Below are 11,731 nucleotides of genomic sequence, written 5' to 3' on the forward strand. Positions count from 1 at the left end.
AAAGTATCACTTAATTCTTTTATACTCAATCCATCATCTAGAAACATTAGAATATAATTTTCAAGTTCTTTAACCGTATGCTTACTATTTGAACGCATAAAAAACTCCCCCTGAAGTAGTTTACTTTAGGGGGAGCATATCACAATGTGATAAGGACCGTTTTTTTATTCGTTTTTTTTATTTAGTCGTTCCTTTTGATTTGATTGTGTATGGTAAAGTAATTGTTTTTTCATCAATCTCTTCTTTGTTCATTAATTTGGTCAATAGACGCATTGCTACCGCACCAATATCATACAAAGGCTGCTCTATAGTTGTTAGTCGTGGACGTGACATTGATGTTAATTTAGAGTTGTTTGAGGTGATAATTTCAAACACTTCTGGTACTGACACACCACGGTCCAACGCAGCATTCAACACCCCTAAAGCCAATTCGTCGTCCGCAACAACTGTAGCTGTTGCTCCAGCTTTGACAAGTTGTTCGTAGACAGCTTCCCCAACTTTATACGTGTACTCTGATTGTAAAACTAAGTCTTCTTCATAAGGTAATGATGCTTTTTCTAAAGCATTTTTATACCCATTCAATCGGTAAATTCCATTAATGGGTTCCTCATGGCTTTCGGAAATAAAGCCAATTTTTTTATGACCGTTTTCAATCAGCATAGTGACTGCATCTTCTGTCGCTTTTTCATAATCGATATTGACACTTCCGACTTGTGCATCCGGATCGACTGTACCTGCTAAGACAACAGGTGTGCGTGAGCGAGAAAATTCAGCGCGCAATTCTTCTGTAATTTTGTTCCCCATGAAAATGACACCATCTACTTGTTTAGCTAATAATGTATTCAGTACTTGTACTTCTTTTTCTTCATTTTTATCAGAGTTTGCCAGGATGATGTTGTATTTGTACATGGTGGCAATATCATCGATCCCGCGTGCTAATGATGAAAAATAAAGGTTCGTAACGTCTGGAATAATAACTCCGACCGTCGTTGTTTTTTTGCTTGCCAGTCCACGAGCGACAGCATTCGGACGATAATCTAAACGTTCAATAACATCTAATACTTTCTTTCTTGTGGTTGGTTTAACATTCGGGTTTCCGTTTACGACACGTGAAACAGTTGCCATTGAAACGCCTGCTTCGCGTGCCACATCATAAATTGTAATTGTTTGTTTATCCATTATTTGACTCCTTCTAGAGAGAATATTTTTATTTGTGAGCGTATTCTACCTTATATAGAATAACAGATTACGCTTACAATTTCAATTGTTATCTTATGTTTTCATGAAATTTTCTTATTTGTTTTCAGAAAAGGCTTTCTTGAACTATACTCCCCCCTTTTTTTCTGATAGACTGAATGTAAATTCTTGAAAGAAGGTTTATTGATGTCCGTCCTAACTCAACTACAAAACAGTATGAAAGAAAAAGAAATATCTTTACTTTATTACGATGACCCCTTAACGGTTGCTTACTTAACTGGTTTCGAAAGCGAGCCACACGAACGCGTTGTTGGCGCCCTCGTTTTCCTTGATAAGGTTTGGTTGATTGTTCCTGAACTTGAAAAAAAATCAGCAACAGCTAGTGAATGCGACCACGTATTATCGTATAAAGATGAAGTCTCACCCTGGTCTGTATTAGCTGCAGCATTACGCAGTGACCTAGATAGTATCAAAACGATCGGCATAGACGAACATTCATTGCTCGTTTCACGTTATCACGCTTTAAAAGAAATATTCCCAAAAGCCACTCTTATAAACAGTACCTCGTTGATTCAAGAATTACGCGTAATAAAACAGCACAATGAATTAGATATTATGAAAGAAGCTGGACTTTTAGCAGATAAAGCGCTGGAAATCGGAATGCATTACTTGAAAACAGGAATCACTGAAGCCGAAGTGGTTGCGCGCATTGAATATGAAATCAAAAAATACAGCGTAGAAAAAATGAGCTTCCCGACAATGGTATTGTTTGGCGACCACGCCGCAAGTCCTCACGGCAATCCAGGGAAGCGTCAGCTCAAGCCAAATGAGTGGGTGTTGTTTGATTTAGGTGTGGTTTATAACGGTTACACAAGTGACATGACCCGAACGATCGTTTACGGTAAGGCTGATGAAAAAACAAAGGCCATTTACACAATTGTCAAGGAAGCACAAGAAAAGGCCCAAGCTTTTGTTAAACCAGGCATTCTAGCCGGCGATATCGATACTATAGCCCGAACACATATTGAAGAATCCGGTTATGGCAGTTATTTCACTCATAGACTGGGCCATGGCATAGGGAAATCCGTTCATGAATATCCTAATATAGCGCCTAATGTTGGTGTCAAGCTAAAAGAAAATATGTGTTTTTCGATAGAGCCAGGTATTTATATTGAAGATTTCTTTGGAGTACGCATTGAAGACTGCGTTTATGTGAGTGGATCAAAAGCTCGACCTTTTACTCATACGACTAAAGAAATCATTGAATTACCGATAAAAGATTAAATTAGAAAAACGAGAACCAGAGGTTGCACTTCAATCTGGTTCTCGTTTTTTTCATACCTTCATCTAATCTATAAATATAAATTCTTCTTTTTGAATTTGTTTTTTATCAGATTTATCCATCACCGTTAACGTACCGTCTGATTCTAAAATGATTGCGGATATTTCATCAAAGGAAACATAACCCGCTTTTCTGATCGCCTGCTTTAATTCTCTCTTATTGACTCGCTCTTTTTTTAAATTTTCGTCCTTAAATTGACCCTCATAAAACAATAACGAAGGCTCTGAATTCAGTATCGATCGTATCTGTTTAAAATGAACAGACAGCCAGGTGAAAACATACTGAAGTCCTACCAACATGGCGAATGTCAAAATACCGCTCCAAAAAGACTCTTTATAGTTGACGATCGTCGTGGCTAAGATCGAACCTAAAGCAACGGTGACAATAAAATCAAAGGCATTCATCTTCGACAAGGTTCTTTTCCCTGAAGCGCGCAAGATAAAAACAATAGCAATGAAACTAACTATACTGATCGCGATGAGTTTGAAAACATCTGTATAACTTATTGTCATACGTCTCCTTCTTTCTAAATTTCACTTTTCAATCCAAAGCTTTGGGTGCATCCAGTAATTTATCATTACTTGTTATTTAAGTCATCCGGCTATCATCCCATTTGTTTCCAAAACGACCGTACCTACTTGTTCACGAATCGCCTTATTAACTTCCGATTTAGGCATACGTTCTTTTTTCAAAGCGGATCCCTTCGTCTCCAGCTCCACCGTCAGATCACCCTTATATAGATATAGTGAAAAAGGACGCGACGTTAGCCGCATCCTTCACCCTACTTATTCAATAATCTTTATTTTTTCAGGATCAAAGTAACTGACAATATCACCTATTGATTGATTTTTATCGTAATTCAGTTATTTTGACGTCGCTGAAGGTGTGGTCGGATCTTTTTCAGATGAATCTTTGTCTTCTTTATTCATTTTCTCTTTGACATTTTCGGCAGTTTCTTTAGCTTCTTCTTTGATTTTATCTAAATTTTCTCCCGCTTCATCTAATTCTGTTCCTAGTCGACTTGTTAACTGTTCGTATGTTGCTGATGCGCTATCCAAATAGTCTGAACTTGCTTGGTGCACAGAATCTTTTAATTCTAATCCTTTATCTTTTGCTTTATTCACATAATCTTTTGCCTGGTCTTTTGTTTTAACCGTATGGTCTTTGATATCTTCACGGACTTCTTTACCTGATTTTGGAGCCAATAACAAGGCTGTTAACCCAGCCACAGCCGCACCAACAAAAGTTCCCAATACGAAATATTCTATATTATTATCTCTATACATATAATTTCCTCGCTTTTCTATTATTTAGTTTATTTGTTAACATTGATGTTAATCTTAGCTCATTTTCGATCCAACTTTTTTAGCAATACCTATTGAAGCACCTTTTTTCCCAGCACTTGCTAAATGAGACGTTAAATTACTTGTCGAATTATTTAATCTTGAAACAGATTCGCCTAAATCTCCAACGGCTTTGAATAATGGATTTGTTAATCCTAACTTGCCATTTACATCATCCAAAGTGACATTGGTCTTGTTGAGCAAACCTTCTACCTCGATAAGTAGTAAATCTGCATCTTTCGTTATGGTGCTTAAACTCTTATTCGCTTCTTCCACTGTCGTGTTCAATTCAGATATCATTTTTGCTACCTTGAATAACACGTAAACTAAACCTAACACGAGTACTGCAAATGCTATTGCTGCAATTAATGCTGCTATTTCTCCACCTGTCATAATTATCCCTCTTCCTTCTTTTCTGTATGGGTTAACATTACCATTTAATGTCTTTTAAATGCAACTAAGATGGTTTGAAACACAAATTAAATAGAAGAATTGTATCTTTAACAAAACATGTTAAAATAGTTAATGACTATGCTTATTACTAAATATTCTTAAAGGAGACTATATGGATCAAACAAATGAAGCTCTCGAAAAAATTGAAGAACAAAGGAGTTTACTGACCGAAGTATTGGATACCATTGATTGGCAACAAATTGCCTGGTCAGTGATTATTACACTTTTACAAATTGTATTCGCGTTGATTATTTTCTTTATCATAAAACGAGTTGGACGTTATGTCATCGAAAAGATATTTACCCGGTATATGAACAAGAGAAATACTGTCCCTAATCGATTAAATACATTATATAAATTAAGTAAGAATATTTTTAATGCTGTCATTTATTTTTTTCTGGTTTACACTATTCTTGAATTACTCGGTTTTAAAGTAGCACCTTTAATAGCCAGTGCCGGTGTGCTCGGTCTAGCTTTATCACTCGGTGCACAGGGTTTTGTATCTGATATCGTTAATGGCTTTATGATTTTGCTTGAGAAGCAAATGGATGTGGGTGATGTGGTTAAAATCGGCGTCATTACCGGTACTGTGGAAGATGTTAATTTGAAAACAACCAAAGTAAAAGACTTTGATGGAACGACTCATTTCATCCCAAATCGTGCGATTACGATTGTCAGCAATCAATCACGCTCAGACATGCGTGTCCTCATTCAAATACGTCTCTATCCCTCAACGAATCTTGAGAATGTGAGGAAAGCACTTGAAAACGTCAATAGAGAAGCCATCCTGAATTTCGAGGAAATCACGATCGAACCGTCAGAAATTTCGTTCGTTCCAGTCGGACCTGGTCAACTCGCAGCGCAAGTCATTATGTACACAAAAGCTGGTACTCAGTATGGTATGCGTAACACCTTCTATGAAAAATATGTTAATGCTTTGAGAGAGTCCGGCATTGATTTGCCAAATGTTACCCTTGAATTACCCAATGCATAATCAAATAAAACAGTTTGTTTTGCATGCCCTTAGTCCATAATAAAACCACTCTAGTCGGCTCGATTTTCGAGAAGCAGACTAGAGTGGTTTTATTTTTAGTGGGCGACTATTTCTTTTTCTGTCACACTGTACATTTTTTCGAATTGATGCGCTAACCGATTCGTTCCTTTAAGTATTTCACTCCGTGTGATGATACCTTTAAAGTAACCCTCATTATCAACGACTGTAATAAACGCATGATTCACTAGCATACGCAGAACATCTTCTAACTCAAAGTCTTCTGTTACTGCAGGATAATCCGTATCCATAACTTCGCCCACTTTGATTTCGCTCAATTTTTCAAAATGAACATCTTCTATATCCATGATGGTCTGCATGATGATCGGCATCGATATAAGCCCTCTCATTTTTGAGCGTGCATCTAAAACAGGTACCACAGCATATTTATCCGTGGTCAATAACAGCAAGGCATGGTCTAATCCATTCTTCACTCCAACAACGGCAACTTTCTCAGCTGGTTTGACTAATTCCGATTCACTTTCAATCAATAATTTTTTAACCTTTTCACCTATCAATTTTTTCACTCCCTGTAACCGTTCTCTATAACTACATTGTACCTTTATTTCACTTGAAAGCCAAAACAAAGAAGTTGTTTTAGTGAATATTCTTAGATGTTAATCATACATCTTTATCATTAGCCCCGGTAATAGCGATTAAGACGTGATAAAAATGAGAATCCAATGAGGGTCAACAAGGTGTTAATCAATCCATGAAACACTTTTGCTCAAATCATGTAACACATTATGATCCTGGTCGTAATAAGTAAGCGAAGCCTTTGATAACTCTTCATCTATTTCCATCACTAGATACGTTCCTTTATCTCTGTCTCTCGGTTGAGCAATACTTCCCGGATTGATGAACACTATGCCCTCTTTTTTTTCAGCTTTAGGAATATGCGTATGTCCGTAAAAGACAACTTTGACGTCATGCGATTTTGCTAACTCTGCTAACTTATCATAGCTTCTTTTAACACCATGTTTGTGACCATGCACAAGAAGATAGCGAAAATCTTTAATCTGTTCAACACGGCTTACTTTATATTTATCCGTGATATCCATGTTACCGATCACTGTTTTATAAGTCTGCCACAAGGGATGATCTTCCATTAACTCCGAGTCCCCACAGTGGATCCATTCGTCAGTATCATGTTGATGCATAGAATAAATTTCTTCCATGTAATACGTATTACAATGATTGTCACTAACCACTACTAATTTCATAGTCTGTCTTCCTTTCTATTGATCGATTAACCATTCATCTAAATGATGCTGTAATTTTTTCAAAGCATCTGCTCGGTGACTGATTTCATTTTTTTCGATTTGACTGCATTCCGCTAATGTTTTTCCTTTATTGGGCACATAAAATAACGGATCATACCCAAAACCGTATTCTCCGCGAGGTACACCAGTTATTTCTCCATCCAGTCTGCCATCGATCACTAATGACTCTTTATCAGGATGTGCCAGTGCCAGTGAACAGTGAAAATGTGCTTGTCTTTCATTATCATTGTAATCAGCTAATTCAACTAACAATTTAGCATTATTTTTTGCGTCGTTTTTTTCTTCTCCAGCATACCTGGCTGAATAGACCCCTGGTTGGCCATGTAAGACATCCACAATCAAACCTGAGTCGTCAGCAAGCACCAGCATATTCAACTCTTTAGCAATCGTTTCTGCTTTCAGCAGGGCATTCGCTTGAAAGGTCCTACCGATCTCTTCAACATCTTCAATATCTGGATGATCAAGAAGGGTTGTAATGGTATAACCTTTGCTATTAAACAGTGCTTCAAATTCTTTTGCTTTACCTTTATTTCTCGTAGCAATGAGAATGGTTTTATTTTCAGTCATGGGGTAATTCCAACCTTTCTAATGAAATGGATCGTACGTTCAATTGGCTCGTCTGCAACCAGTTTTGTGCAATCGTGCGAAATGTCTCCTCTGGTCCTGTCGTGTAGATATCAATCACACTCGCATTAACTGCTCTAGCTTCAATTTTAAATGCTTTTAGAACCTTCTCCACTTCATGTGACGTCAAAGCGCCAGAATCGATCAACGCAACTTCTATTCCTAATCTTTCTTGTATGAAGGGAGTAAGTAATGGAAAATGAGTGCACCCTAAAATAACGGTATCCATATTTTCAGTTTTAAAAGACTCTAAACTTTTTTCTACTATCTTTTTAACTTCTACTGTTTCGTAGACATTCTTTTCAACAATATCCACAAATTTAGGGCATGCTAAACTCTTTACATGGATCGATTCATCTTTTCCCAGAATCGATTTTTCATAAAATCCAGAGTCAACGGTGCTCACAGTTGCTAAAACACCTACTTCTTTTGATGTTGTAAGACGTACCGCTGCTTCACTTCCTGGTTCGATGACGCCAATGACGGGAATGTCGACTTTTTTTTTCACTATTTCCAAAGTATGAGCAGTAGCTGTGTTGCAGGCAACAACTATCATTTTTACGTGCTGATCCATTAGAAACTGGACCAATTCAAGCGTATACTCTATAATTTCTTCTTTTGAACGATTCCCGTATGGGCAGCGTTTTGTATCTCCTATATATACGATCGACTCATTTGGCAAACGGTCTGTCACTGCTTTTAATACCGTCAATCCACCAACGCCAGAGTCCAGTAATCCAATCGGTTTATTCATCATATTAAAACAACCTTTTCTAAGATACTTACATGTAGTGCTAATTTAATATCATAACTCGGCATAAATCGACATATTACTATAGAAACCTTATGTAAAAAAAGGTAAAATAAGTAAGTATGACTTTTGTCTCCTATTCTATTATAAAGAATGTTCACTAAAAGTGAAAGACAAAACGAATTTACATTAGAGACAAAAAAGCGAGAGGTGAAAGAATGCAATCCGATAATCAATCCACTGACCCGTTAAAGAGTATCAGTCTCTTAAGAGATTACTTGCTTCCCAATTTACTTAAAGAAGATGAAAAAGAGATCTTATACTGGGCTGGGAAAGAACTCGCACGGTCCAACACTTTTGATTCTTTGGAAGAACTTACCGAACAAATGACTACAATCTTTTTAGGTGAGCTTATACAAGTGAAGTCAACGAAAAACACCATGGTTTATGATTGGTCTGGTCCATTAGTCAGTCACCGTTTAACAACTAAAACTGCTCCTTCTTTTTCGCTGGAAGCCGGTTTTTTAGCGGAAGGATATCAGCAAATAACTGGGACCTATACTGAAGCAACTTATGAGCTTGATTTCAAAAAATCCCGTGTCACTATTTTATTACAATCAGATCATCACGTTTCTTTAAATGAAAACTAAAACAAACCCATGATAACGCCTGACCGCAATTCAATTCGGCAGTCTATCATGGGTTTTGTGTTATTCTTCAAATTTTCAGCATATCTTGCACGCTATACTGCGCACTTTTGGAAATCAATTCCACATTATTATTGCCATACTGTATACCTGATGAGAGCTGTCCATATACGTATAAACCGTTGACCCTCTCGCCCTTTTGACTGATGGCAGTCATTGAAGGATAGTCGATCAGGACACCTCCGTATCGATACGGCGTCAATACACCTGATTCGATCAACTCTTTTATCAAGGGTTGCTGCAAATAAAGCTGTTTTGTTAGATCCATCTGCTGCCCCGTCGCATTGATAATAAAATCGTATGCTCTGGTCTTTTGACCGTTGATTTGGACCTTGAAATCCCCGTTTTCCTTCTTAATAGATTTTATCCCACTAAGCAGTTCTACTTCTCCGTCAGAAATAGATTTTAATAACAGAGCGGCCGTTCGTTGCGGTATGGGCGCTTTAAAATTCGACCATTTCAAACCAAAGTCATTTAAAAACCGGTCTTTTTCATTATCCGGCATGGCATTCCACAGTAGCGAATAAAAGTCTCGCATTTGATGAATAAGCATCTGAAACTTACCTAATTCTTCTAAATGATTCAAGTCTCGCTGCAAACCCGTGAGTGTTCCCTCACCCAGTGTTTTCCAAATCCAAGTCAAATCAATGTCGCGGTCTGCTGTTTCTTTTTCAACCCATTCCTTTATTTGATCGAGTGTCAGCTGCTGATTTTCTTCTACCAGCTGACGAACACGTTCTTGACAGACAGCGTGTGTACCTTTTTTTGGCTCGTGTCCCCTTACAGACGAGAAGCGTCCGTCTAAAGATAAAAATGACAATTTTGCTTCCGGGTAGTACTTTCTGATATATAAAAACGTGTCTAGGGCTGTAAGACCCGTTCCAACAATTCCAACAGCTATTGGCCCCTTTTGAAGACTCAATTTTTTGTTAGCCGGATACGGATTATAAATGTACTTTTCTTCACCCTTCAAATTATAGGGGTCCTGATAAGCTAAATGACCTACTGATAAATGAATGCAATCTGTCGTTTCCGTGCTGTTTTTCGTCTTGATTTCATATTGGTTGTTTTCTTGACGCTTAACCGATAGGACCTTTACGCATATTACAGTGACATTCAACTTTTCAATCAACTCACGACTTTTATCGAGCAGATACTCTCCAAACAGGTTTCTGGGTAAATGCGTATTGTAAAGTTGTTTCAGATTTTTATTTTCTCGAACCCATTCCAAAAAATCATTGGAATCATCAGGATCTATACTCATCGTTTCTGTATACTGATTAATCAGTAGGGCTTCATCGTCCGGTTGGTAAGGAAACCCCGTCCCAAAACTTTCTTTTTCTGCATAGACAGTGATATGAAGGTCTCCACGCATATCCTTCTGCGTTTGTTTTTCTATTTCTCTCAGTATGCTTATTCCAGCCACACCCAAACCTATAATACCAATCTTCATACATGATCCTCCATCGTTTCTATAGTCTCTATCATAATAACAGAAATTCTTTCATTGGAAAAAAACCTTCGACCCGAACATTTCGAAGGTTTTCCAATATTTTAATGATTCCCAGCGAAATTAGTACCGGCTGAAAAGGTTTTGGAAGCTGAGTGGTCACTTGAGAAATATTAAGTGACCACTCAACAAATCGATGGGTCAGAGTTGGACCTTTACTCGACCTATAGTGACTACTCAGAAGTAAGTGAACGATGGGTGAACACTTGTTGCCATCTATACAAACCGCTCAAAAGCATCTAATTGGCGAGTGGGTAATATAAGGGGGCTATACCTACTACTGAAGATTTTCACTTTGTTGACTGGTCACTAACGAGGGGCAATAATACCCACTCGCATGATGTCACACTTTCGGCGGACACATAACCAACACCATACTGATCACTCATTTCTGAAAGTTACCGAGTTGGCACTTAATGGTCATTATATTTTTGCACACCTGCTTTTATTACTGTTCATACTCGCCTTTGAAGACAAAAAAATAGTGTGATTTATCTTAATTAAAAGAAAATCACACATTTTTTATAAATTCATATTTAGAAGGACCTTTTTCAGAACATATTCCTCATCATCATTAACTTTGACAAAACGTATTTCTCTCGCATTCCAAGACGTCAAATCACTTAAATCATAATTGTTTTTTCTTAAAACAACATCTAGAGGACAGTCGATTTCATCATCAGCATTGTTTATCACATCCTGATTTGCTACCTCTAATTCGACCGTTTTATCTTTGCATTCGATTATATACCTGTACTGAATCGTTGATGTCAGCACAGACTGACTTTTCTTACTATGAGACATTTTAACACTCTCCAATTAAGTATAAATTTAACGCAATTCAATAAAAAAATCTGAAAACTATAATATATTTAACTTTTTCATTATATAATACACGTTATTTATAAAACCATCTTATACCAGAAACAAAAAAAAGTATAGCTACTTAAAGGGTTTTGTATTAAAAAAAAGACAAGTGTCATAGATTAGTCACATTACCGAAGATGTTTTTGTAATGTTAATATCATATTAGAATTATCTAAACAAAAAAAAGGCAAAGCCTCTAAGCTTTGCCCTAATAAATCAATATTACTGATGTTGTGATAATTTAGCTAAGATTTGTTCTTTACTGTGGTAGCCAATTAATTTGTCTATTACTTCTCCATCTTTAGTTACGAGCAACGTTGGAATACTCATGATTCCAAATTTACTTGGTGTTGACTGGTTTGCATCTACGTCCATTTTGAAGTAGTTTACATTGCCGTCAGATTCTTCATTTAATTCGTCAATAACAGGAGACTGCATGCGACAAGGTCCACACCATGTTGCCCAAAAATCTGTTAATGCTAGACCTGAACCTGTTTCTTGGTCAAAATTCTGATCAGTTAATTCTCTTACCATTCTAAATTCCTCCTATTTATTAACTTACTTATTAAAAGTAAGTTATTCATCCTATTGATTAGTATAGCA

General features: G+C 37.0%; 14 protein-coding genes and 1 pseudogene. 3 read left to right on the top strand and 12 right to left on the bottom strand.

What is annotated here, in order from left to right:
* Positions 1–177: 177 nt before the first annotated feature.
* Positions 178–1,179: a catabolite control protein A gene (ccpA, locus tag AX762_RS03100; RefSeq protein WP_071847706.1), complete on the bottom strand. Its 1,002-nt coding sequence runs from the start codon at positions 1,177–1,179 to the stop codon at positions 178–180.
* Positions 1,180–1,383: 204 nt separating this feature from the next.
* On the opposite strand from ccpA, the gene AX762_RS03105 reads away from it, so the two are divergent.
* The gene (locus tag AX762_RS03105) at positions 1,384–2,481 is read left to right on the top strand and encodes a Xaa-Pro peptidase family protein (RefSeq protein WP_071847707.1); all 1,098 of its coding nucleotides are present in this window, start codon (positions 1,384–1,386) and stop codon (positions 2,479–2,481) included.
* Positions 2,482–2,544: 63 nt separating this feature from the next.
* Here AX762_RS03105 and AX762_RS03110 read toward each other — a convergent pair whose 3' ends face one another.
* The 4 genes from AX762_RS03110 to AX762_RS03120 all read right to left on the bottom strand — a co-directional run bounded on the left by AX762_RS03110 (position 2,545) and on the right by AX762_RS03120 (position 4,275).
* Positions 2,545–3,051 carry a DUF421 domain-containing protein gene (locus tag AX762_RS03110; RefSeq protein ID WP_083432765.1) on the bottom strand — a complete coding sequence of 169 codons (507 nt, stop codon included), beginning with the start codon at positions 3,049–3,051 and terminating at the stop codon, positions 2,545–2,547.
* An 81-nt stretch (positions 3,052–3,132) separates the two neighbouring features.
* On the bottom strand, positions 3,133–3,312 hold the full coding sequence (locus AX762_RS12525; protein WP_143139272.1) for a hypothetical protein: 180 nt from the start codon (positions 3,310–3,312) through the stop codon (positions 3,133–3,135).
* 90 nt (positions 3,313–3,402) lie between these two features.
* Positions 3,403–3,825 carry a YtxH domain-containing protein gene (locus tag AX762_RS03115; protein WP_071847708.1) on the bottom strand — a complete coding sequence of 141 codons (423 nt, stop codon included), beginning with the start codon at positions 3,823–3,825 and terminating at the stop codon, positions 3,403–3,405.
* Positions 3,826–3,879: 54 nt separating this feature from the next.
* Entirely contained in the window at positions 3,880–4,275 is a 396-nt protein-coding gene (locus tag AX762_RS03120) for a DUF948 domain-containing protein (protein WP_071847709.1), read from the bottom strand.
* Between the two features lie 172 nt (positions 4,276–4,447).
* Here AX762_RS03120 and AX762_RS03125 point away from each other — a divergent pair, with 172 nt between their 5' ends.
* Positions 4,448–5,329: a mechanosensitive ion channel family protein gene (locus tag AX762_RS03125; RefSeq protein WP_071847710.1), complete on the top strand. Its 882-nt coding sequence runs from the start codon at positions 4,448–4,450 to the stop codon at positions 5,327–5,329.
* 95 nt (positions 5,330–5,424) lie between these two features.
* Here the strand turns inward: AX762_RS03125 and cbpB are convergent, their stop codons facing one another.
* The 4 genes and pseudogenes from cbpB to racE form a co-directional block, all read right to left on the bottom strand.
* The gene (gene cbpB, locus AX762_RS03130) at positions 5,425–5,904 is read right to left on the bottom strand and encodes a cyclic-di-AMP-binding protein CbpB (RefSeq protein WP_071847711.1); all 480 of its coding nucleotides are present in this window, start codon (positions 5,902–5,904) and stop codon (positions 5,425–5,427) included.
* Positions 5,905–6,087: 183 nt separating this feature from the next.
* Positions 6,088–6,609 (bottom strand): metallophosphoesterase family protein, encoded by a 522-nt coding sequence (locus tag AX762_RS03135; RefSeq protein ID WP_071847712.1) that lies wholly within the window; start codon positions 6,607–6,609, stop codon positions 6,088–6,090.
* A gap of 15 nt (positions 6,610–6,624) precedes the next feature.
* A pseudogene (locus AX762_RS03140) lies at positions 6,625–7,233 on the bottom strand (XTP/dITP diphosphatase); the annotation flags it as partial.
* Positions 7,229–8,050 (bottom strand): glutamate racemase, encoded by an 822-nt coding sequence (gene racE / locus AX762_RS03145; RefSeq protein ID WP_071847714.1) that lies wholly within the window; start codon positions 8,048–8,050, stop codon positions 7,229–7,231. The gene racE and the pseudogene AX762_RS03140, both read right to left, overlap by 5 nt.
* A 212-nt stretch (positions 8,051–8,262) precedes the next feature.
* Here racE and AX762_RS03150 point away from each other — a divergent pair, with 212 nt between their 5' ends.
* A complete protein-coding gene (locus AX762_RS03150; RefSeq protein ID WP_071847715.1) occupies positions 8,263–8,694 on the top strand; it encodes a DUF2507 domain-containing protein in 432 nt (143 codons plus the stop codon).
* Positions 8,695–8,761: 67 nt separating this feature from the next.
* On the opposite strand, the gene AX762_RS03155 is transcribed toward AX762_RS03150, so the two are convergent.
* The 3 genes from AX762_RS03155 to trxA all read right to left on the bottom strand — a co-directional run bounded on the left by AX762_RS03155 (position 8,762) and on the right by trxA (position 11,662).
* Positions 8,762–10,204 (bottom strand): FAD/NAD(P)-binding protein, encoded by a 1,443-nt coding sequence (locus AX762_RS03155; RefSeq protein WP_071847716.1) that lies wholly within the window; start codon positions 10,202–10,204, stop codon positions 8,762–8,764.
* Positions 10,205–10,783: 579 nt separating this feature from the next.
* Positions 10,784–11,065, bottom strand: a complete 282-nt coding sequence (locus AX762_RS03160; RefSeq protein WP_071847717.1) for a hypothetical protein — start codon at positions 11,063–11,065, stop codon at positions 10,784–10,786.
* A 285-nt stretch (positions 11,066–11,350) separates the two neighbouring features.
* A complete protein-coding gene (trxA, locus tag AX762_RS03165; RefSeq protein WP_071847718.1) occupies positions 11,351–11,662 on the bottom strand; it encodes a thioredoxin in 312 nt (103 codons plus the stop codon).
* Positions 11,663–11,731 lie beyond the last annotated feature (69 nt).

The organism is Alkalibacterium sp. 20 (genome assembly GCF_001885615.1).
In the GTDB taxonomy this organism is placed as follows: Bacteria; Bacillota; Bacilli; order Lactobacillales; family Carnobacteriaceae_A; genus Alkalibacterium.